The sequence below is a fragment of the Mesorhizobium sp. L-8-3 genome (assembly GCF_016756615.1).
GTDB lineage: Bacteria > Pseudomonadota > Alphaproteobacteria > Rhizobiales > Rhizobiaceae.
In genome coordinates, this window is sequence record NZ_AP023262.1 from 3839551 (window position 1) to 3861656 (window position 22106).

Consider the following 22106-nt stretch of genomic DNA (forward strand, 5'->3'; position numbering starts at 1 on the left):
CCATCGTAAGGGAGGAGACCACGATGACCGCATCCCGCAACCGCATGTTCGACCGCGACACGTTCCTGCTCGGGACCTTCGCATCCAACTGCTCGGGCGGCATGACCGTGACCAAGGTGCCGGAGCGCTGGGACAATTCCTGGCCCAACAATCTCAAACTGGCGCGGTTGCTCGACGATGCGGGTATCGATTTCATGCTGCCGATCGCGCGCTGGATCGGTTACGGCGGCGAGACCAATTTCCACGGCGGCGTCCTGGAAACCATGACCTGGGCGGCCGGCCTGCTGGCCAAGACACGCAACATCTGCGTGTTCGCGACGGTCCACACGGCCGCCAACCACCCCGTCGTGGTCGCCAAGCAGCTTGCGACGATCGACCAGATCAGCGACGGCCGCGTAGGCCTCAACATCGTGGCCGGCTGGAACAAGCCGGAATACGAAGCACTCGGCCTCACGCTGCCCGACGATCATGAGAGCCGCTACGGCTACGCCCAGGAATGGTTCGACATCGTCAGGGCGCTATGGAGCAGGGAGGAGGCCTTCGACTGGGACGGAACCTATTTCAAGCTGAAGAACGTGCTCGGGGATCCGCGCCCGTCCACGCTGCTGCCCATCCTCAATGCTGCCGGGTCCGACCAGGGGCGGAAGTTCGCCGTGCGCAACGCGGACTTCCTGTTCACGCCGGCCATCGACCTGGCGCGTTCGAAGGACGAGATTTCCGCACTCAAGCAGCAGGGCAAGGAAGCGGGCAGGGCGGTCGAGGTTCTCACCTTTTCGCATGTCGTGTGCCGTCCGACCGAGAAGGAGGCGCGCGACTATCTCGAACATTCCGGCAAGACCCATGCGGATTGGGAGGCGGTCGACAATCTGGTGCGGCTGCAGTTCGCCCATGCACGTTCCTTCCCGCATGACCTGCTTGCGCTGATCCGCGACCGCATGGCGGCAGGCCATGGCGGCTTCCCGCTGACCGGCACCCCGGAGCAGGTCGCCGAAGGCATCATCTCCCTGCATGAGGCGGGCTTCCGCGGAACGACGCTGTCCTTCGTCGACTATGCCGAGGAGTTCCCTTATTTCCGCGACAACGTCCTGCCGATCCTGGAAGCCCGGGGGATCCGTCCTGCGCATCGCCCGGCCGAAGCGGCCGCCTGACGCAAGGGGAGGTGATCATGTCGGAGCGCCTCATCCCGCATGAGCAGCGCCTCATGCTGCGCGACCTGTCGACCAGCGAGGGCGCGGCGGCGTTCCGCGCCGCCATGCGCCTCATCGTCGGCAATGTCAGCGTCATCACCGCCGGCGCCGGAAGGGACCGCTCCGGCCTGGTCGTCATCTCGATGGTGTCGCTTTCGGCGGATCCACCCAAGGTGATCGCCTGCGTCAACCGTTCGTCGTCCACCTGGCCACTGATCGAGCGCTTCGGGCATTTCGGCGTGAGTTCGCTCGGCCCGCAGCACCAGCAGGTGGCGGAGCGCTTCTCGGGCTTCGGCGGCATCAAGGGTGCCGACCGCTACGAGGGCGCAGACTGGATCACGCTGGCGACGGGCGCTTCGCTGCTCGAGGATGCCGTCGCAGTGTTCGACTGCCGGCTCGACGAGATGATCGACCGCGGCTCGCATTCGATCGTGATCGGCTCCGTTGCCGCTGTGGGGACGAGGGATTCCGGCGGCGCGCTCACCTACTGGCGTGGCGGCTACCGGCCGCTCGCAGCCTGAGGCCGGGCTGGCCCGGTGTGTTTGTCCGGGACGGTAGCGACTTTCCGTTCCCCGGCACCCCGGGAGGCCGCTATGGGATGCACGCATCGTGGAAGCACCCCTCATCCGACCTCGCCCTTTCGGGCGAGGCCACCTTCTCCCACAAGGGGAGAAGGTTGGAGCCTGGCTTGGCCGTCTCTGCAAATCGCCGGCGTTTGCGATTGGCGAAGACGTTGCCGCAGCCTTCCCTTCTCCCCTTGTGGGAGAAGGTGGCCGCGCCCACGGGTCTTGCCTTCGGCAAGCCCGAGGACAGGCTCCGCGCGGTCGGATGAGGGGTACTTTCGCGATGTGTGCATTCGGTAGCCGCGATGCCGGAGGGACCCCCGGGGTGCCGGAGAGGCACTCTGGGATGCCGGAGAGGCACCCTGGGATGCCGGAGAAAAGCCGCTCTCCGGGCCCGAACCGATTATATGCAATCGAAGATTATTCTCGCCTTCGCAGGCGCGATGCCGCAGAATACGGTTTTCGGACGGGTACGTCGTTTCATGCTTGATAATATTTTAGGTCTAAACTAAACATTGCAGATCGATGCTCGGGACCGAGGAACAAGAGCGCGACGTGCAGCCGGCAAGCCTGATCCATCCGAAGACGTCGTCGAGTCCGCAGCCGCCGGACCGCGGCTTTTGGCCGTGCTCGCGCCCATTACCCGCAAACCCGGTTTCCTGAGGCCGAGGCGACTCGGCCCATCGTTTCAACAGGGGAAGAACCATGACTGCAACATCCGCGCTTTCGAACATCGCTTCAGCGCTGCTCTCCGGGCAGATCACCGTCGTCGACCTGTCGGCCCCGCTCGGTCCCGAAACGCCGCTGATCTATCTGCCGCCCCAGATCGGCAAGAACACCCCGCCGGTGAAGGTCCACAGCATCTCGCATTACGACCAGGACGGCCCGTTCTGGTCGTGGAACTGGCTCGAACTTGGCGAGCATAGCGGCACGCATTTCGATGCGCCCGTCCACTGGATCACCGGCAAGGACTATGCCGACGGCACGACCGACACGATCCCGGTCAAGAACTTCGTCGCGCCCGTCAACGTCATCGATATCTCCCAGGAGACGGCCGCCAATCACGACTTCCTGCTGACGCCCGACCATGTGAAGGCCTGGGAGGCCAGGCACGGCCGTATCGAGCCGGGAAGCTGGGTGCTCCTGCGTTCCGACTGGTACAAGCGCAACGGCTCGACCGAGACCTTCCTCAATGCCGACGAGAACGGTCCGCACTCGCCCGGGCCGACCGCCGAAGCCATCGAATACATCATTGCCCAGGGCGCGATCGGCTGGGGCACCGAGACGGTCGGCACCGACGCCGGCTCGGCCGGGGGCATGAACCCGCCGTTCCCGGCGCACAATCTGATGCACAAGGCCAATCGCTACGGCCTCGCCTCGCTGGTCAATCTCGACAAGCTGCCGCCCAAGGGCGCGATCCTCATCGCGGCGCCGCTGAAGTTCGTCAACGGCACCGGTTCCCCGGTCCGCGCGCTGGCGCTGGTTCCGGCCTGAGAGCGCCGTTTCCGGCGGCGTCTGATCTGATGCCGCCGGCCTTCCCCGACAAAGCGGAGACACGGCCATGAGCGACGCCGACTATATCGTCGTGGGCAGCGGCATCAACGCGCTGGTCGCGGCGGCCATGCTCGGCCGAAAGGGACGCAAGGTGCTGGTGGTGGAGCGCAGCGACCGCGTCGGCGGCTGCCTGCGCACCGAGGAGATCACCCAGCCGGGCTTCGTCCACGACGTCATGGCGACGACGGTCGTGCTCTTCCTCCTGTCTCCGGCCTATGCCGCACTCGGCAAGGATCTGCATGCCCGCGGCCTCGAGATCGCAGGCACGGATACGCCGACGGCCGTCCTCATGCCGGACGGCCGGGCGGCGGTCTTCTCGACCGACAGGGCGCGCAACCTTGCCATGCTGGACGGGCTCGCGGCAGGCGAGGGCGCCCGCTTCGCCAAGGTCATGGATGGGATGGGCGCCAATGCGCCTTTCATCTTTTCCTTGCTCGGCGGTTCCTTGTGGTCGGGCGGCATGTTCAAGACCGTGCTCAAGGAGACGTGGCGACGCGGTCCGCGTGCACTTGCCTCGTTCTTCGGTGAGGCGCTCGAGACGGCGCGGGCGCATCTGGAAACAACCTATCGGTCCGAGGTGACCCAGGCGCTCTGGGCGCCGTGGGTCCTGCATACCGGTCTCGGCCCCGAGAGCGCCTATTCCGCCCAAATGGCCAAGGTGATTGCCTTCGCCGTGGAGGCGGCGGGCTGCCCGATCGTCAAGGGCGGTGTCCGCAACCTCGCCGGCGCCTTCGTCAGGCTGATCGAAGACCAGGGCGGCAGCGTCAGGACCGAGGCCGATGTCGAGGCGGTCACACTCGACGGCGCCGGCAGGGCCGACGGCGTGCGTCTCGCTGACGGAACGACCTTGAGCGCCGGCAAGGGTGTCATCTGCTCGGTGACGCCGAACCAGCTCTATGGCCGGCTGCTTGCCGGCAAACCGATGCCGTCCGAAGTGAGTGACGGCGTCGCCGCCTATCGCTACGGCAAGGGCGACATGCAGATCCACTATGCCCTGTCGCAGCCGCCACGGTGGAAGACATCAGGTCTCGACAAGGTTGCGCTGATCCATCTGACACCCGGCCTCGACGGCGTATCGCGCGCGGCCAACGAGGCCGAACGTTCCGTGCTACCGGCGGTGCCGACGATCTGCGTCGGCCAGCCGACGGCGCTCGATCCGAGCCGCGCGCCCGACGGCAAGGCGATCCTGTGGCTGCAACTGCCGGAAGCGCCGCGTCACCTGAAAGGCGATGCCGGCGGCACCATCGCGACGCCCGAGGACGGTCGCTGGGACGCGGCGACCCGCGAGGCCTTCGCCGACCGCATCGAGGCGATCCTGACAGATCACATCGAAGGTTTCCGCGAGACGGTGCTCGCGCGGCGCAGCTATTCGCCGGCCGATCTCGAAGCGCTCAATGTCAATCTGGTCGGCGGCGATCCCTATGGCGGCTATTGCGGCCTCGACCAGTTCTTCATCTGGCGGCCGTTCAAGGGTTCGGTCAATCACGGCACCCACGTGCCCGGCCTCTATCACATCGGCGCCTCGACCCATCCCGGCCCCGGGCTCGGCGGCGGCTCGGGTTTCCTGCTGGGATCGGCGTTGAAGTAGGTCTGCCTCGTCCTCTTCTCGGGCTTGCGCGGTGCGCCATCGCCGACAACTCATCGGCATATTGCCGAGAGAACCCCTCAGCGTATTGCCGAGAGAGCCCCTCATCCGACCTCGCTTCGCGAGGCCACCTTCTCCCACAAGGGGAGAAGGCAGGAGCCCGGTTTGACCGGCTCTGCAAATCGTCGACGGTTGCGATAGGCCGAGACCTTGCCGCAAGCGTTCCCGTCTCCCTCTGTGGGCCCCCCTGTGGGAGAAGGTGGCCTCGCCCACGGGTCTTGCCTCCGGCAAGCCCGAGGACAGGCTCCGCGAGGTCGGATGAGGGGTGTCTTGGCGCAAACGATGAACGTCGCCACCTTTGCTCGTCCCTACTTCCCGCCGAGCCGGCGCCCGAGCATGAAGCCGGATCCCGCGCCCGTCCCGGCGCCGGGCCAGGTCGAGGCGCCGCAGAGATAGAGCTTCTCCACCGGGGTGCGGTAACGCGACCAGCCGGCGACGGGGCGGAACAGGAAATTCTGGTCGAGGCGGTGGCTGCCCGAAAGATTGTCTCCGCCGATGAGGTTCGGGTTCTCGCGCTCGAGGTCGAGCGGCGAGAACACGGAGCGCCCGAGGATGTGCGAGCGGATGCCGGGCGCATAGGTCTCGAGCAGGTCCAGAACCCGCTCGGCATAAGCGTCCTTGGCTTCGTCCCAGGTGCGGGCCGTGATGGTCCCCGCGGCGTCTCCGGTGATGTCGGCTGGAAGCACGCGCACCTGCACCCACAACACATGCTTGCCCTCGGGCGCGCGGCTAGGATCGACGGCGGTGGGCTGGCCGACGACCAGCACCGGTTCGCGCGGCAACAGGCCCCCGGCCGCCTCGGCATAGGTTCTCGCCATCAGGCCCATGTCGGGCGCCAGATGCACATAGGCAAAGCGGTGAAGGTCGGGACCGGCCTTCCAGTCCGGCAGGCGGTCGAGCGCCAGATGGATCATCATGGTGCCGGGGCCAGCGCGGAAGCTCGCAATGCGGGCGTCGAAGGCAGCGCGTTTCGGGTCGCTTGGCAGGAGCTTGCCGAATACCAGCTTCGGATGCGCATTGGCGATAACGGCCTTGTTGGCGCGGAGCACCTTGCCGTCCGATAGTCTCACGCCCGTGGCGCGGCCGCCATCGGTCTCGATCCGGTCGACCGCCGTGCCAAGCAACAGTTCGCCGCCTTTGGCGCGGAGCAGGGCGGTCATGGAGCGGATGATGGTGTCGGCTCCGCCCTTGCCGATAACCATGCCGAAGGCTTGGCTCGCCATCGATTCCAGATAGGGAAAAAGCGCGCCGCCGGCCGTGTCGGGCGCAAAATCGAGGTGGAGCCCCCATGCCGCCATCATCGCCTTAAGCCTGTCGCTTTCGAAATGGGCGTCGAGGAAGTCGCGCGGCGTGGAAAGAAGCATGCGGCCGATGTCGAGGAGGCCGCTCGTGCCCATGGCGCGCCATGCCTTCCAGACCGTTCGCGCGGTCTGCGGCGACGGCATCTCGGCGCCGAGTAAGCCGAAGAGATGGGGCGCCTGCGCTCCGAAATCGGCGACCATGCGACGCCACGCATCGGCATCCCGAGGTGAGATCGCCGAGATCCGCGAGGCTGTCTCGTCGAGCGAGGCGCTGACGCCCAGCCAGCTTCCGTCCGGAAATGCCGAGCAGAAGGCGTCGGGTGCCGGCACGAGTTCGAGGCCGTGGGCGATCAACTCGTCCTTCCAGGCGGCAAAGAAGGCGGACCCGGCAAACATCGACAGGTTCATGGCGCACAGATCGTGGCGGAAGCCCGGTAGGGTCACTTCGCGGGTCTTGACGGCGCCGCCCGGCTCGGCCGCCTGTTCGACCACGGCCACCTTCCAGCCGCGCGCGGCAAGATGGATGGCGGCGGCAAGACCATTGTGCCCCGCGCCTATGACGATCGCGTCATGCATTGTCAGCTCCTGCCTGATCTCGGATACATATTCCTGAATGCATAGATCGTGTCCAGCCGGTGCCCTCGATTTTGGCCGATCGCAGTACGGTGACGACCGATACTGCTGCATTCGGATTGATTCTTTTCTCGCTTTCGTTGCTAGCACCGCGCGCTGCGGGCTCGTCCTGGAAAGCTTGCAGGAGCATGGAAGCATCTGCTACCTCTGTGGCGAAGTCTCCGGCACGTGATGTCGGACGGCAAGATTCTCTGGAGGCTGGCTTGAGCGCCGATGACACGCAGTCGAAAAAGGCGTCGCGTTGGGCGGTGGCTGCCGGAGACGGTTTGCCGAGCCTCGGCGAGATCGGGCTCAACCAGTTCGCGCCCTACCTCCTGAACAGGGTCACGGCACGGTGGAACGCCAATGTCTCGGATGATCTGAAATCCTTCGAGATGACCACGACGAATATGCGCGTGCTGGCGGTGCTGTCGGTCATGCCGACCCTCACCATCAACGAATTGTCGGTCTATGCCGTCACCGAGCAGTCGACGACCAGCCGCACGCTGGATGCGATGGAGGAGCAGGGCTGGGTGCGCCGCCAGCCGCGCTCCGACGACATGCGCATCCGCGACGTCTCGATCACCGAGGAGGGCAGGGCAGCGCTGGCAAGGATCTGGCCATCGATCTATGACCGCTTCGAACAGCTCTTCGACGGTATCGACGAAGAGGACTACACGCGCTTCGTGGCGACGCTTCATCGCATGCTGCAGAATGTGCGCAAGCATGATTTGTAAGGTTGGGAGTGGCCTTTCTCTCATCCGCGCAAAAGTACCCCTCATCCGACCGCGCTTCGCGCGGCCACCTTCTCCCACAAGGAGGGCTTTGCACAGAAGAACAATGTTCCGTCTTCGATTCCGGTTTGTTCGCGTCTGATTCTGAGACGTCTCGTGAACAGAATCTCTGTGCAAAGCCCTCACAAGGGGAGAAGGCTGGAGCCCAGTTTCGCGTGCTGTGCAAATCGCTGACGTCAACGATTTGGCCGAGACGTCGCTGCAGGCTTTTCCCTTCTCCCCTTGTGGCAGGCCGTGTGAGAACTGGACGGAGGCATAGCGTGGTGAGTGGTTTGGAAGTTGAGGCACGAGTTCATGCCCCCCTATGCTTGCGAGGACAGCAGGGTCTGGAGCAGCGCCGGCACACCCAGAATGTTCACCACCCGCTTCAGATTGTAGCCCAGGACGCTGAGCGCCAACTCGGACCTGGCCTTTTTCAGCCCGCGGACCAGGAACCGGGGATGGCCCATCATCCATTTGATGGTGCCGTAAGGGTGTTCGACCAGCATGCGCCGCTGCGCCATCCACTCGGGGTCGCTGATGGCGCGCCGGTGCATCGCCTCGCGCGCATCTTCATGGAAGTGGCGGATGATGGTGCGCTTGGCGGCCTGCGTGCACTTCGGCTTCAAGGCACAGTCCGCACAGGCCTTGGTCCCGTACTTCTTCTTCTGTTCCGTCCACGAGGTCTCCCGGTGGGTGAGCGTTTCGCCGGCCGGGCAGCGCCAGCTGTCGCTCTCGGCGTCGTAGCTGAACTGGTCGCGGGTGAAGTACTCTTTGCCTTCCGGGTTAACGGTTTCGGCCCGCGGCACGATGGCGGTGATGCCGTCGTCCTCGCAGCGCTGGCCGTGCTCGCCGTTCGAATAGCCGGCATCGGCCACCACCGTTACCTTGTCACCGTCCACGGCTTCGCGGCCGGCCACCGCCATCGGGTGGAGCTGGCACTGGTCGTTGCCGTCATTGGTCAGGTCGAAGGCAACCACCAGCTTGTGTTTTGCGTCGACCACGGTCTGCGCGTTGTAGGCCACCTGATGGCCGTGCCGAGCCGTGCGCATCAGCTTGGCCTCGGGCTCGGTGCGAACCCACTGGCTCAACCCGCGTCCGGCCAAAGCCTCGGCCTGCTGCTGGATCTGCTCGCGGCGCGCCCGCAAGGCCGCCACCGCCGCCGCAACGTCCACGCCATCCGTCTGCGCCGCGCGCTCGTCCCGGTCGGCTTCGTCCATCTGCGCAAGATAGGCGGCAATCTTGCGATCCACGGCCGCCGTCGCCTTCTCCAGTTCCTTGGCCGTCACCACCTGCTTGCGGCTCGCCACCGCATCGATCTTGGTCCCGTCGATCGCAAGCAACGTGCCGCCGACCAGCGCCTGCTCCCGGCAGAAGCGCACGAAGGCCCGGCACACCCCAACGATCGCTTCCGGATGATCCTTGCGGAAATCCGCAATCGTCTTGAAGGCCGGCGCCGCGCGATGGGTGAGCCACATCACTTCAATGTTGCGCCGCGCTTCCGCCGCAAGCCGGCGGCTCGACCGCACCTGGTTCTGGTAGCCGTACACATAAAGCTTCAACAAATCGCCCGGATCGTAGGGTGGCCGGCCCGTGGCCTCGGGAACAACCTTGGAGAAACCGAGCTGCGCCAGATCGAGGCTGTCGACGAAGGCATCGATGACCCGCACCGGATGATCGGCACCGACCGCCTCGTCCAAGGTTTCCGGGAACAAGCTCGTTTGCTCCCGCGACTGGCCTGTCATATGCGCCATTTCGGCCTCGTCTCAAACTACCAAAAATCCGGCAAATCACTGCTTTGGATCAACAATTTGAATCCGATCCAGGTTGATTTGGGAAGCCCAAGATGCTCCTCGACACATCAAAAAAACCAATGCCCGAGTTTTCACACGGCCTGGTGGGAGAAGGTGGCCTCGCCCGCAGGGCGAGGTCGGATGAGGGGTACCTCTGCGATGGACGCACGCTAGCCCCGGGGATGAACAGGTGCCCCAACCGTCCGGCCTAAAGCGTCTCCACCGTCTTGATCGCGCCGTCCAGGGCCTTGCCTTCCTCGTCGAGCAGCGCCGCTTGGCGCAGGCGCTTCAACCACTCGGCGCCGTCGCTCCTTTCGCGCAGCGCCGGCACCATGCCCATGACGCGGTCGAATTTCGACTGGCCGCGGGCGTGGGTGTCCGAATAGCCTTTCACCAGCCTGCGGCAGCCGACGACCTCGACGGCGAGATCGTAGTTCACCGGAAGCACGGCTTCGGCTGTGCCGAGCCAGGCATCCATGTGTTCCATCTCGCGGGCATGGCGCATCAGCCGGCGGCGGAACCGCCGCATCCCGGCGAGCGTGTAGAGCATCGCGAACCAGCCGATGGTGCCGGTGCGCACGCGCCTTCCCTTATTGATCCGGCGGTCGAGTGCCGCGAAGAGACGCGGCCGGCTTTCGATGAAGCGGGCCAGCCCGACCGGCAGCGTGCCGACGACCTCTTCCATGCGCGGGTGCATATATTCCGTCGTATAGACGAGCTGCTGGTCCGTAGCCGCGATCTCCCGGCGCACGCGCTCGAAGCGTGACGCCCTGGTCTTCAGGTCGGCGACGCGAATGACGTCGTCATAGGCCATCGCGCCGGCGACATATTTCGCCGCGGCGAGCGTGAAGGCGAGGCCGCGGCTCTCGCCACCGGCAGCACGGTCGAGCCGGAGCAGCCGTTCCATCCGGTCGAGATATTCGCTCCCATAGGCGGGATCCTGGAAATCGACCACCCGCTTCAGGCCTGCATAAAGCATCGGACGCAGCGGCTCGGGAAAGGCATGGATCCGTGCGAGCAGCGCATCGAGCCCGACGTCGCCCACCGATCGCGGCGGCTCCGGCAGGTCCTTGCGTGGAGTGCGCTGCACCGGATCGGACTTGCCGCTCTGGGCGCGCTTCAGAGCCGCGTCGAAGGTGCGAAGGCTCGCCTCGACGCCCTTGCCGCCGGCCTTGATCGCGGTTTCGAATGCAGCGCGCCCGAAAGGCAGGACGCCGGCGCCGCACAGGGCGCCGAACATCGCCGATGAGATCACGCTGCCATTCTCTTCGGCAAGCTGCTGCATATCGAAGACGATGCTGCGGCGGGCCGCAACGCCTGAGGCCTCGACTACGGTTTCGGGATCGCCGGTGCCGTCGCCCGGCTTCTCCTTCTCGCCCACCGCGTAGGAGCGGTGGGTCGAGGCGATCAGCGTCGTGCGGTCGGGCGTGACCAGCCCGCGCATCATGGAGCGTCCGGCTTCCATGAATTCGGCCGCCAGTACGATGTCGACATCGCCCGGGGTCGGCATCAGCGACAGCACGGGCAAGTGGCCGTCACGCGGCCGCATCATCTCGACATAGTAGATCGTGGCTCCGGTTCGCTGGGCGACGCCCGGTACCGATGTCGACTGCGCCACCCAGCCTTCGTTCTCGGCGAGCGCCACGATCCAGTCGGCGAGCACGCCGCCGCCCTGGCCGCCCATGGCGAGGATCGCGACCGCGATCGGCTTGTCGGCGTTGAGCGCCTTCTTGATCTCTGCAATCTGGTTCACGGCCGAACTCACGCGAAAACGGTGCGGCGGCGATCGCGCCGGCGTTGCAGGAAGCCGATCAGGGCGCCTCGCATCCGGGCCAGGAAGCGATCCCAGCCGGTCGGGTTGTAGACGATGTCGGCGCGGTAGAAGGAGGGGCAAAGGACTGCCGCCTCCGAGACCTCGCCGCAATTGCCGCAGCCGACGCAGGTGTTGTCGATGGCCGCGACAGGGTCGTCCTTCAACGGGTCGGTGGTGTGTTTGACCGAAAGCGACGGGCAGCCCGAAAGCCGGATGCAGGCGTGATCGCCGGTACATACGTCCTCGTCGACGCCGAAGCGTTCGCGCACCATGCGCTTGCCGTCCTTGACCGATTTGGAGAATTGCGGCTTCACGCGCCGCTGCTTGTTCAGCATGCATTCGGACGAGGCGATGATGACCTTGGGGCCTTCCTCCTTGGAAGTGAGCGCTTCCTTGAGCGTGTCGCGCATCTTGGCGACGTCATAGGTGCGGTCGATCTCACGCACCCATTTGGCGCCGACGCCTTTTACCGCCCTGGAGATGGGGTTGTTGGTCGAGCGCTCGGGATTGTCGGCGCGCGAGGACAGGATGTCCTGGCCGCCCGTCGCCGAGGAGTAGAAATTGTCGACGACCATGATGACGCCGTCATGCTTGTTGTAGACGGCATTGCCGACCGAACTCGACAGGCCGTTGTGCCAGAAGCCGCCGTCTCCCATGATCGAGATGGGCTTCTTGCCCGCCTTGACGTTGAAGGCGGAAGCCGAGGCAGGGCCCAGGCCGTAGCCCATCGTCGAGCCGCCGATGTTGAAGGGCGGCAGGATCGAAAAGAGATGGCAGCCGATATCGGCGGAGATGTGGTGCTGGCCGAGTTCCTTTTCGACGAGCTTCATCGCTGCGAAGATCGGCCGCTCCGGGCAGCCGGTGCAGAAGCCGGCCGGCCGCGCCGGCACCACGTCGCCGAGCGCCTTGACCTTGGGGTCGGCGAGCACTGGATCGGCCGAGGGCAGGGGTGGGCGGTTACCGAGCAAGCCGGCCTGGTGCGTCACCAGGAAGGATTCGATGCCTTTCATCAGAACCGCGGCCGTGTAGTCGCCGCCCATCGGCAGCACGTCCTTGCCGGAGACGGCAGCGTGGACGTGGCGGCGGCGCAGGATGGTGTTGACCGCCTGCTCGAGATAGTCGGGGTGACCTTCCTCGACCATCAGCACGGCTTTCTTGCCGGCCGAAAAGGCCGCCACTTCGTCGTCGATCAGCGGATAGGTGACGTTCAGCACATAGAGCGGCACGGCCGAGACACCATAGGCGTCCGCCAGGCCCAGGAACTGCAGCGCGCGGATCACGGTGTTGTACATGCCGCCCTGGAGGATGATGCCGACATCGCCGTCCTGCGGTCCGAAATGCTCGTTGAGCTTGCGCTGCTTGATGAAATCGATCGCCGCCGGCCGGCGTTTTTCTATCTTCTCCTTGTCGTGGCCGAAGGAGGCGGGCGGCAGCACGATGCGATTGACGTCGCGCACCGGATTCTCCAGCGCCTCGGCGATGGTGAAATCCGGTCGCCTGTTCGCCTTGGCGACGAACTGGCCGTGGACGTGGCAGGCGCGGATGCGCACTTCGAGCATCACGGGCGTGTTCGAGACCTCGGACAACTCGAAACCGTCCTCGACGGCCTTGACGATGGATTCCAGGTTGGGGCGGGGGTCGAGCAGCCAGATCTGCGACTTCATGGCGAAAGCGTGGCTGCGCTCCTGCGGGATCGACGAGCCCTCGCCGAAATCCTCGCCGAGAATGATGAGCGCACCGCCCTTGACGCCGCTGGAGGCGAGATTGGTCAGCGCGTCGCAGGCGACATTGGTTCCAGCCGTGGATTTCCAGGTCACCGCGCCACGCAGCGGATAGTTGATCGAGGCGGCAAGCATGGCCGCGGCGGCCGCCTCCGAGGCCGAGCTCTCGAAATGCACGCCGAGATCGTCGAGCACGTCCTTGGCGTCGGCCAGAACATCCATCAGATGAGAGATCGGCGATCCCTGATAGCCCCCGACATAGGAGACGCCGGATTGAAGCAGCGCCTTGGTGATGGCCAGGATGCCCTCGCCGCGAAAGATCTCGCCTTCGCCCAGCTTGAGGTCCTCGACCTCCCTGGCAAAAGAACGTTCGGCCATGCTTCTCCTCCCGCCGCTTGCGACCGTGCTGGCGCAGGTGTCTCGAAATTTGCAAAAGCATATAACTGTTCCGCAGTGGAGTAAAGGCGGGATGCGCGGGGACAGTGGGTCGAGAGCGTTCGGTCATTCTCCTGCATGCGTCGCGCAGACCCCTCATCCGACCGCGCTTCGCGCGGCCACCTTCTCCCACAAGGGAGAAGGCAGGTGCCTGGCTTCGGCGTCCCCCGTAAATCATCGACGCTGGCGATTGGCGCAAGCGCCGCGGCAGCGCTCCCTTCTCCCCTTGTGGGAGAAGGTGGCCGCGCGAAGCGCGGTCGGATGAGGGGTGAGCGTCGACCTTGCCGATCGTCAGCCGCTCTCGAATTGCAGGCCAAAGAATATTCCAACGCATATTTATGCCGATCCTGGCGCGGAACGTGAAATCCCCGGCAGATCGCAATCCTGCGCCGTCGGCCAAGTTCCTCCACCGCTCCGCCCCAGGCAGGCTTGACGACAAAGGGGCCGCATCAGCTATTGAAGGGCGTATTCTCACGCGAAAAGCAGTGTTTCGATGACGCAAAGGACGAAGGAGCGACGCCCGACGCTCGCCGACGTCGCCAAGCGCGCCGGGGGCCGCTGCCGACCTTTTTCCTCTTTCCGATGACCGAGACCATGGCTCGCAAATCCACCGCCCATACATCAATAGATTTCGACCGGCCCGGCAAGCAGGTCGGCTTCATCGACATCCCGCATTCGCCGCATGAGGATGCCTGGGGCGCGACTCGCATCCCTCTTGCGGTGATCGCAAACGGCAGCGGGCCGACCGTCATCCTGCAGGGCGGAAACCACGGCGACGAATATGAAGGGCCGATCACGCTTGGCGAGATGATCCGCGAGCTCGATCCCGGGAAGGTCAGCGGGCGCATCATCGTCCTGCCGGCGGTCAATATTCCCGCGGTGCTCGCCGGGCGGCGGACCTCGCCCGTGGACGGGCTCAATCTCAACCGGACCTTCCCGGGAGATCCTGGCGGCACCATCACCCAACAGATATCGGCCTATGTCAGCGACGTCATCTTTCCGCTCGGCGACGCATTCGTCGATCTGCATTCGGGGGGCTCGTCGCTCAACATCCTGCCGAGCGCCATTGTCGAGCCGGCGCCCGATCCGGAGCATCGCAGGCGCAACATCGCAGCGGTGCTCGCTTTCGGCGCTCCGCTGACGGTGGTGATCGACAATCTGGGAGAGCCGCGCACCTCCACTGCCACGGCCGTGCGCGCGGGGCTCACCACGGTCGGCACCGAAATGGCGGGGGCGGGCACCGTTTCGATCGACGCGCTTGGGATATGCAGGCGCGGCGTGCGCAACGTGCTCGGCCATTTCGGGGTGCTGGCGCCTCCGGTCCATGCCGGCGGGCAGGCGCCCGGCTCGCAAGGAATCCTCAAGATCCCGGGACGGGACGGTTATGTGCTCGCCGGCTGCGATGGCGTCTTCGAACCCTTCCACCCGCTCGGGACCAACGTCCGGGCGGGCGAGCCGGCCGGGCGCATCCACAATCTCGGCGATCCGGCGCGCGCCCCCGAAGTGTTGGAATACGCCTGCGATGGAATCGTCTATGGTCGCCGCCAGCCCGGCCGGGTCGTAAGCGGCAATTGCTGCGTGACGGTGGCCGCGCCTTATGAAGGAGATATCGCGTGATCGGCATCGAGGACGTCAGGGCGGCGGCGGAGCGCATCAATGGCCATGTGAGGCGGACGCCCATGATGGACGCGACGGCGTTGATGTCGCCGCTCGGTGACGCCAGCGTCGCCTTGAAACTCGAACTGCTGCAGGTGACCGGCTCGTTCAAGGCGCGTGGTGCGACCAACCGGCTTCTGTCGCTCGCGAAGGCCGATCTCGCCAAGGGCATCGTCACCGCCTCGGGCGGCAATCACGGTCTCGCCACGGCGCGCGCCGGATGGATGGCCGGCGTGCCGGCGACGATCTTCCTGCCCACCAACGCCACGCCGGCCAAGATCGAGAAGCTCAAGGCCTGGGGAGCCGATGTCAGGATCGTCGGTTCGGCCTGGCACGAATCCAATGTCGCCGCGCTCGACTTCGCCGAGAGGACTGGTGCCGCCTACTTCCATCCTTTCGCCGACCCTCAAGTCGTGGCGGGGCAGGGGACGGTCGGAATGGAGATCCTCGACCAGATGCCCGATGTCGACGTCATCCTGATCGCCATGGGCGGCGGCGGGCTGGCGAGCGGCGTCGCCACGGCGGTCAAGGCGCTGAAGCCCTCGACAAGGGTGATCGGCATCGAGGCGGAAGGCTGCCCGGTGCTGCTGCGCGCGATCGAAGCCGGTGAGAATATCGGTCTCGACAAGATCACCACCTCGGTGGCGACCATGGCCTGCGCCAAGTCCGACGATGCGATCTTCGAGATCGTGCGCGACCGCGTCGACGGGATCGTGCTGGTCGACGACGAGGAGATGAGGAAGGCCGCAGCCTGGCTCTGGTTCGAGATGGGGCTTGCCGCCGATCTCAGCGGCGCGGCGGCGATCGCCGCCTTGCGCGAAGGGCGAGTGGCGGTCAAGCCGGGCGAACGGGTCTGCGCGATCGTCTGCGGGGCAGGGCCCGACGCGATCCTCGGGTGATGTCCGCTTCGCAGCGCTTTCTCCCCCCTTCAGAGGGAGATGGCTGCGATGCAGCCAGAGGGGGTGGCTGCGGCCGTGCGCGACGTAAAAAACTCTCCTCGCGCTTAAAGGAGAGAACCCCACCCGACCGCTTCGCGGCCACCCTCCCCTCAAGGGGGAGGGAAACCTTGGCGCCTTCCTCAATCCCCCAGCAGGCAGTGCGTTAGCGGATGCGCGGCGTCGGCGAGGCCGTCGATGATGCTGAAGTGATGGCGGTCAGGCTCGATCACCGCGGCGGTCGATGCACCAAGCCCGGTCCAGACATTGGCGAGCAGCGCGTTCTGGCGGATGAACTCGGCGCGCTCGCCGCCGCCCACCCAGCAGGTGATGCGGGCATTGTCCATCGGCCGCAGCAGCGCCGGGCTTTCGGTCAGCGCTTCGGCCTCGTCGATGCGCAGATCCCCGTTCATCGCGGTGCGCATGATCGGGCGCAGATCGTGAACGCCCGATATGGAAACGACATGCCGGATGCGCGCTTGCACCGGCGCGGCTATCGGCGAGGTCGCACTGATCATGCGGCTGACCAGATGGCCGCCGGCGGAGTGTCCGGTCAGCATCAGCGGACCGTCGATCAAGGCGGCGGCCGCGCCGATCGCGGCGGCGACCTCGGCCACGATGCCCGAGATGCGAATATCTGGGCAGAGCGTGTAGGACGGCATGGCGACCGCGTAGCCGTTTGCCAGCGGACCTGCCGCCAGATGCGACCAGAAGCTCTTGTCGAGCCGTAGCCAGTAACCGCCATGGACGAAGACGACCAGGCCTTTCGTTTCGGTCTCCGGCAGGAAGAGGTCGAAACGATTGCGCTCGCCGGTGCCATAGGCGAGGTCCAGCCTGGCGCGGCCAGCCGAAGCGAGTTCTTCCCGGAAGGCGCGTGCGGGCTCGACCCAGGCGGCCGGCCAGCGCTCGCCGCCGGCGATATGGGCGCCGTTCGTATAGGCGTCGTCCCAGTCCTCGATCCGGCGACAGATCATCGGCAATCCCTCCCCAAAGCATGTTTCCCGAAAGTGGGCACCGGTTTCGGGAAGAAAGACATAGTGCCTCTATCCGGCTGCAACTGGCGCGCGCCGACATGAATGTCAATCTCGCACAGAAACTTTATGCTTGAAATAGTTTTCGGCAGATGCGATCCATTCGTAGGCTCAGTCGAGAAGGGAGGTCTCGCCGTGACGATGGCCGCATGTTTCGTTCGACCTGTCTCCACGGCCACGTCGCTTGTGCCGGCGGGCGCCGGCTGCGGCGCGCGGCCGCTGTCGCCCTGCTTGCCGACCTCCCTTCGCCGCAACCCGATCAGGCAGCCGGCCCGCGTACAGTGCGTGCCGGGCAGCCTGCGACCGATGTAAGGCCACGACCATGCTTGGACCGACAGCGCATATCGACACATTCGCGCGCGACAACCTGCCGCCGCCGGAGCAGTGGCCGGACTTCCTGCTCGACGGTTTCGACTATCCCGACCATCTCAATGCCGCGGTCGAGTTGACCGACGCCATGGTCGCGAAAGGGTTCGGCGACAATACGGCGCTGATCGGCAACGGCCGCCGCCGCACCTACAAGGAACTGGCGGACTGGACGAACCGGCTGGCGCATGCTCTCGTCGAGGATTATGGCGTAAAGCCTGGAAATCGCGTGCTGATCCGCTCCGCCAACAATCCCGCCATGGTCGCCTGCTGGCTGGCCGCCACCAAGGCGGGCGCGGTGGTGGTCAACACAATGCCCATGCTGCGCGCCCGGGAACTCGGCCAGATCGTCGACAAGGCGCAGGTCTCGCTGGCGCTCTGCGACACCCGCATCAAGGACGAGCTGGTCGCCTGCGCCAAGGAGAGCCGCTTCCTCAAGCAGGTGGTCGGCTTCGACGGCACGGCCAATCACGACGCCGAGCTCGACCGCATCGCGCTCAACAAGTCGGTGAAGTTCGACGCCGTCAATACCGGCCGCGACGACGTCGCGCTGCTCGGCTTCACCTCGGGCACGACAGGCGAGCCGAAGGCGACGATGCATTTCCATCGCGACCTGCTGATCGTCGCCGACGGCTATGCGCGGGAAGTGCTCGGCGTGACGCCCGAAGACGTGTTCGTCGGATCGCCGCCTCTCGCCTTTACCTTCGGCCTCGGCGGCCTGGCGATCTTCCCGCTGCGCTTCGGAGCGGCCGCGACGCTTCTCGAAAGCGCCACCCCGCCGAACATGATCGAGATCATCGAGACCTACAAGGCGACGATCTGCTTCACCGCGCCCACCGCCTATCGCGCCATGCTCGCAGCGATGGAAAACGGCGCCGATCTCTCCTCGCTGCGCCTGGCCGTCTCGGCCGGCGAGACCTTGCCTGCGCCGGTCTATGAGGACTGGTGCCGCAAGACTGGCAAGCCGATCCTCGACGGCATCGGCGCCACCGAGATGCTGCACATCTTCATCACCAACCGCTTGGGCGACTCCCGCGCCGCGACCACGGGCAAGCCGGTCACCGGCTACGAGGCCAGGATCGTCGACGCCGATATGAACGAAGTGCCGCGAGGCGAGGTGGGGCGGCTTGCCGTGCGAGGGCCGACCGGCTGCCGCTATCTCGCCGATAAGCGCCAGGAGAAATATGTCCGCGACGGCTGGAACCTGACGGGGGACTCCTTTGTCCAGGATGCCGACGGCTACTTCCATTTCGCCGCCCGCTCCGACGACATGATCATCTCGGCCGGCTACAACATTGCCGGCCCCGAGGTTGAAGCGGCGCTGCTCGCCCATGCCGACGTGCGCGAATGCGCCGTCATCGGCAAGGCGGACGAGCAGCGCGGCCAGATCGTGGAAGCCCATGTCGTGCTGGTCGAGGGCGTCACCGCCGATGCCGCGACGGTCCAGCGCCTGCAGGATCACGTGAAGGCGACGATTGCCCCTTACAAATATCCGCGCTCGGTCGTCTTCCTCGACGCGTTGCCCAAGACGCAGACCGGCAAGATCCAGCGTTTCCGCCTGCGTGAGGAACATTGAGCATGGCCGAGACGCGCGACGAACGCGAAGACGGAATCCGCACCGCCGTGGCAGCGCCCATGTCCTACAGCGACTATCTGCATCTCGACCAGCTTCTCGCGGCACAATCGGCATTGTCGGATTCGCCCGATGAGCTCCTGTTCATCATCCAGCACCAGACCTCGGAACTGTGGATGAAACTTGCCATCCACGAGGCAAGCTCCGCCTGCGCCGCCATCCGCGAGGACCGGCTGGAGCCGGCCTTCAAGATGCTCACGCGCGTGGCGCGGATCTTCGAACAGTTGAACAGCGCCTGGGATGTGCTGCGCACGATGACACCCAGCGAATACACCAAGTTCCGCGGCGCGCTCGGCCAGTCCTCGGGTTTCCAATCCTGGCAATACCGGGCGATCGAGTTCCTTGCCGGCAACCGCAATCTGGCGATGCTGAAGCCGCATGCCGATCGCGCCGAGGCGTCGGCGAAGCTGGAGGCGATCCTGGCGCGGCCGAGCCTCTATGACGAGGCGCTGCGCCTGCTCGCGCGGCAGGGTTTCGACATCGGCCCCGACGCCGCCCGCACCGACTGGCGCGGGACGCGGCAGGAGAACGAGGCCGTGCTCACCGCATGGAAGGCGGTCTATGCCGAGCCGGAGCGGCACTGGATGCTCTACGAGCTGGCCGAGAAGCTGGTCGATTTCGAGGACTATTTCCGCCGCTGGCGCTTCAATCACGTCACCACGGTCGAACGGATCATCGGCCTCAAGAAGGGAACGGGCGGAACCGGGGGAGTATCCTATCTCCGCCGGATGCTGGAGGTTGTACTTTTCCCAGAACTCTGGAAAGTGCGTACCGAACTCTAGAAAACAACGGGAGGAGCGAGACGATGAAGAGAATTCTTACGGCGAGCCTGATGGCCCTGTCGATCGGCGTGTCGGGAGCGGCATTCGCCGAACCGATCAAGATCGGCATGATCACGACGCTGTCGGGCGGCGGTTCGGGCCTGGGCATCGACGTGCGCGACGGCTTCATGCTGGCGCTCGAACAGTCGGGCAACAAGGAGATCGAGGTCGTCACCGAGGACGACGCCCAGAAGCCGGAAATGGCCGTCCAGATCGCCGACAAGATGATCCAAAGCGACAAGGTCGACATCCTCACCGGCATCATCTGGTCGAACCTCGCCATGGCCGTGGTGCCGAATGCGGTTGCGCAGGGCAAGTTCTACCTGTCGCCGAATGCCGGGCCGTCGGCACTGGCCGGCGCCAAATGCAACGAGAACTATTTCAACGTCGCGTGGCAGAACGACAATCTGCACGAGGCGATGGGCGCCTATGCGAACCAGGCCGGTTACAAGAAGTCCTTCATCCTGGCCCCCAACTATCCGGCCGGCACCGATGCCCTGACCGGCTACAAGCGCTTCTACAAGGGCGATCTCGCCGGCGAGCTCTACACCAAGCTTGGTCAGACCGATTACGCGGCCGAGATCGCGCAGATCCGTGATTCCGGCGCCGATTCCGTCTACATCTTCCTGCCCGGGGGCATGGGCATCGCGTTCATGAAGCAATATGCCCAGTCGGGCGTGAAGATCCCTGTCACCGGGCCGGGCTTCTCCTTCGACCAGGATGTGCTCGGCGCGATCGGAGATGCGGCCGTCGGCGTCAGGAACACCGCGCAATGGTCGCCCGACCTCGACAACGAGACGAACAAGAAGTTCGTGGAGACCTTCAAGGCCAAGTACGGGCGCATCCCCTCGCTCTACGCCAGCCAGGGCTTCGACACGGCGAACCTCATCGTCGCCGCCGCCTCCAAGGCGAGCGTCAAGGACGCCGAAGCGTTCCGTGCCGCGCTCAAGGAGGCCGGCTTCGAATCGACCCGCGGCGACTTCAAGTTCGGCAACAACAACCATCCGATCCAGGACGTCTATGTCCGCGAGGTGATCAAGGACGGCGACGTCATTACCAACAAGATCGTCGGCACGGCCTTCGAAGACCATCAGGACGCCTACGCCAAGGACTGCAAGATGTAATTGCGGCAGCCTCTCTTCTCCCCGCTTGCGGGAGAAGATGCCGGTCCACCCTCCGCAGCTGCTGCGCAACTGCTGCGGAGGACGGGCAGGCAGGTGGGGCGGCGGAACGCTGAGATATCGCCTCACCCTCTCACCGTAGTCGGGAGGGGGGTCGCCGCCGCCGAGTCCGCTCCGCCGCCAAAGCAGCCAAGCTGCACGTCAGTTCTAAGACCGGGAACCATTTTGTCGATCGCACTTCTCCTGGAGCAGTTGCTCAACGGCCTGCAGTTCGGCGTCATGCTGTTCCTGATGGCCGCCGGGCTGACGCTCATCTTCGGCGTCATGGGCCTGATCAATCTTGCCCATGGCTCGCTCTACATGATCGGCGCCTTCGCCTGCGCGGCGGTCGCTGCCGCGACCGGCTCGTTCTGGATCGGGCTGGCGGCGAGCCTCGCCGCGGCGGCCGCCGCCGGCGCGCTGGTCGAGATTCTCGTCGTGCGCCGCCTCTATGAGCGGGATCATCTCGACCAGGTGCTGGCCACCTTCGCGTTGATCCTGATCTTCTCGGAAGGCACGCGCTGGCTGTTCGGCTCGTTTCCACTCTATCTCGACATACCGCCCCAGCTCTCGGGTGCCGTCGAGCTTCCGGGCGGCTTCAGCTATCCGCTGTACCGGCTCGCCATCATCGGCGTCGGCATCGCCGTCGCCGTCGGGCTCTATTGGCTGATCGCGCGCACGCGGCTCGGCATGCGCATCCGAGCCGGCGAATCCGACCGCGAGATTATAGCCGCGCTTGGCGTCGACATCCGCACCCTCTACACCATCGTCTTCGCGCTGGGCGCGGCACTGGCGGGCCTGGCTGGCGCTCTGGTCGGCGCGCTGCAATCCGTGCAGGTCGGCATGGGCGAGCCGGTGCTTATCCTCGCCTTCGTGGTGATCGTTATCGGCGGCATCGGCTCGATCAAGGGTGCGCTGGTCGGGGCGCTCCTTGTCGGGCTGATCGACACGCTGGGACGCTTCCTCCTGCCGAAGCTCTTCAGCCTGTTCCTCGGGCCGTCGGACGGAGCGACGGTCGGGGCCGCGCTCGCCTCGATGCTGATCTATGTCGTGATGGCGTTGATCCTGGCGGTCCGGCCGAAAGGCCTGTTTGCGGTGACGGCATGA

Annotated in this window: 16 protein-coding genes; 11 read left to right on the forward strand and 5 right to left on the reverse strand. The window is 65.4% G+C overall.

What is annotated here, in order from left to right:
* Positions 1-23 precede the first annotated feature (23 nt).
* From JN302_RS17960 to JN302_RS17975, 4 genes are all read left to right on the forward strand, one after another.
* A complete protein-coding gene (locus JN302_RS17960) occupies positions 24-1148 on the forward strand; it encodes an LLM class flavin-dependent oxidoreductase (protein WP_202333953.1) in 1125 nt (374 codons plus the stop codon).
* Between the two features lie 53 nt (positions 1149-1201).
* Complete coding sequence (locus tag JN302_RS17965; protein WP_202334323.1) at positions 1202-1708, forward strand: flavin reductase family protein; 507 nt, start codon at positions 1202-1204, stop codon at positions 1706-1708.
* Between the two features lie 747 nt (positions 1709-2455).
* Positions 2456-3244 carry a cyclase family protein gene (locus JN302_RS17970; RefSeq protein ID WP_202313888.1) on the forward strand — a complete coding sequence of 263 codons (789 nt, stop codon included), beginning with the start codon at positions 2456-2458 and terminating at the stop codon, positions 3242-3244.
* A 67-nt stretch (positions 3245-3311) separates the two neighbouring features.
* Positions 3312-4892: a phytoene desaturase family protein gene (locus JN302_RS17975; protein WP_202333954.1), complete on the forward strand. Its 1581-nt coding sequence runs from the start codon at positions 3312-3314 to the stop codon at positions 4890-4892.
* A gap of 365 nt (positions 4893-5257) precedes the next feature.
* On the opposite strand, the gene JN302_RS17980 is transcribed toward JN302_RS17975, so the two are convergent.
* Complete coding sequence (locus JN302_RS17980; RefSeq protein WP_202334324.1) at positions 5258-6832, reverse strand: phytoene desaturase family protein; 1575 nt, start codon at positions 6830-6832, stop codon at positions 5258-5260.
* A gap of 299 nt (positions 6833-7131) precedes the next feature.
* Here JN302_RS17980 and JN302_RS17985 point away from each other — a divergent pair, with 299 nt between their 5' ends.
* The gene (locus JN302_RS17985) at positions 7132-7599 is read left to right on the forward strand and encodes a MarR family winged helix-turn-helix transcriptional regulator (protein WP_244846673.1); all 468 of its coding nucleotides are present in this window, start codon (positions 7132-7134) and stop codon (positions 7597-7599) included.
* A 359-nt stretch (positions 7600-7958) separates the two neighbouring features.
* On the opposite strand, the gene JN302_RS17990 is transcribed toward JN302_RS17985, so the two are convergent.
* From JN302_RS17990 to JN302_RS18000, 3 genes are all read right to left on the reverse strand, one after another.
* Positions 7959-9389, reverse strand: coding sequence for an IS1182 family transposase (locus tag JN302_RS17990; RefSeq protein ID WP_202330014.1), 1431 nt, complete (start codon positions 9387-9389; stop codon positions 7959-7961).
* Between the two features lie 247 nt (positions 9390-9636).
* Positions 9637-11181 carry an indolepyruvate oxidoreductase subunit beta family protein gene (locus JN302_RS17995; RefSeq protein ID WP_244846441.1) on the reverse strand — a complete coding sequence of 515 codons (1545 nt, stop codon included), beginning with the start codon at positions 11179-11181 and terminating at the stop codon, positions 9637-9639.
* An 8-nt stretch (positions 11182-11189) separates the two neighbouring features.
* Positions 11190-13340: an indolepyruvate ferredoxin oxidoreductase subunit alpha gene (locus JN302_RS18000; protein ID WP_202333956.1), complete on the reverse strand. Its 2151-nt coding sequence runs from the start codon at positions 13338-13340 to the stop codon at positions 11190-11192.
* Positions 13341-13991: 651 nt separating this feature from the next.
* On the opposite strand from JN302_RS18000, the gene JN302_RS18005 reads away from it, so the two are divergent.
* Both JN302_RS18005 and JN302_RS18010 read left to right on the forward strand, forming a co-directional pair.
* On the forward strand, positions 13992-15014 hold the full coding sequence (locus JN302_RS18005) for a succinylglutamate desuccinylase/aspartoacylase family protein (RefSeq protein WP_202313897.1): 1023 nt from the start codon (positions 13992-13994) through the stop codon (positions 15012-15014).
* Positions 15011-15952 (forward strand): threonine ammonia-lyase, encoded by a 942-nt coding sequence (locus tag JN302_RS18010; RefSeq protein WP_202333957.1) that lies wholly within the window; start codon positions 15011-15013, stop codon positions 15950-15952. Before JN302_RS18005 ends, JN302_RS18010 begins: the two co-directional genes overlap by 4 nt.
* A 179-nt stretch (positions 15953-16131) precedes the next feature.
* Here the strand turns inward: JN302_RS18010 and JN302_RS18015 are convergent, their stop codons facing one another.
* A complete protein-coding gene (locus tag JN302_RS18015; protein WP_202333958.1) occupies positions 16132-16962 on the reverse strand; it encodes an alpha/beta hydrolase in 831 nt (276 codons plus the stop codon).
* Between the two features lie 379 nt (positions 16963-17341).
* On the opposite strand from JN302_RS18015, the gene JN302_RS18020 reads away from it, so the two are divergent.
* The 4 genes from JN302_RS18020 to JN302_RS18035 all read left to right on the forward strand — a co-directional run bounded on the left by JN302_RS18020 (position 17342) and on the right by JN302_RS18035 (position 22106).
* A complete protein-coding gene (locus JN302_RS18020) occupies positions 17342-18961 on the forward strand; it encodes a benzoate-CoA ligase family protein (RefSeq protein WP_202333959.1) in 1620 nt (539 codons plus the stop codon).
* Between the two features lie 2 nt (positions 18962-18963).
* Positions 18964-19800 (forward strand): tryptophan 2,3-dioxygenase, encoded by an 837-nt coding sequence (gene kynA / locus JN302_RS18025; RefSeq protein WP_202333960.1) that lies wholly within the window; start codon positions 18964-18966, stop codon positions 19798-19800.
* Between the two features lie 23 nt (positions 19801-19823).
* Positions 19824-20963 (forward strand): ABC transporter substrate-binding protein, encoded by a 1140-nt coding sequence (locus JN302_RS18030; protein ID WP_202313907.1) that lies wholly within the window; start codon positions 19824-19826, stop codon positions 20961-20963.
* A 222-nt stretch (positions 20964-21185) separates the two neighbouring features.
* The gene (locus JN302_RS18035) at positions 21186-22106 is read left to right on the forward strand and encodes a branched-chain amino acid ABC transporter permease (RefSeq protein WP_202333961.1); all 921 of its coding nucleotides are present in this window, start codon (positions 21186-21188) and stop codon (positions 22104-22106) included.

Bases quoted from the DNA above. Each gene is read 5' to 3' on its own strand.
- JN302_RS17960 (WP_202333953.1), top strand. From the start codon at position 24: ATGACCGCATCCCGCAACCGCATGTTCGACCGCGACACGTTCCTGCTC.
- JN302_RS18020 (WP_202333959.1), top strand. From the start codon at position 17,342: ATGCTTGGACCGACAGCGCATATCGACACATTCGCGCGCGACAACCTG.
- JN302_RS18015 (WP_202333958.1), bottom strand. From the start codon at position 16,962: ATGATCTGTCGCCGGATCGAGGACTGGGACGACGCCTATACGAACGGC.
- kynA (WP_202333960.1), top strand. From the start codon at position 18,964: ATGGCCGAGACGCGCGACGAACGCGAAGACGGAATCCGCACCGCCGTG.
- JN302_RS18000 (WP_202333956.1), bottom strand. From the start codon at position 13,340: ATGGCCGAACGTTCTTTTGCCAGGGAGGTCGAGGACCTCAAGCTGGGC.
- JN302_RS17970 (WP_202313888.1), top strand. From the start codon at position 2,456: ATGACTGCAACATCCGCGCTTTCGAACATCGCTTCAGCGCTGCTCTCC.
- JN302_RS18030 (WP_202313907.1), top strand. From the start codon at position 19,824: ATGAAGAGAATTCTTACGGCGAGCCTGATGGCCCTGTCGATCGGCGTG.
- JN302_RS18005 (WP_202313897.1), top strand. From the start codon at position 13,992: ATGGCTCGCAAATCCACCGCCCATACATCAATAGATTTCGACCGGCCC.
- JN302_RS17975 (WP_202333954.1), top strand. From the start codon at position 3,312: ATGAGCGACGCCGACTATATCGTCGTGGGCAGCGGCATCAACGCGCTG.
- JN302_RS17990 (WP_202330014.1), bottom strand. From the start codon at position 9,389: ATGGCGCATATGACAGGCCAGTCGCGGGAGCAAACGAGCTTGTTCCCG.
- JN302_RS17965 (WP_202334323.1), top strand. From the start codon at position 1,202: ATGCTGCGCGACCTGTCGACCAGCGAGGGCGCGGCGGCGTTCCGCGCC.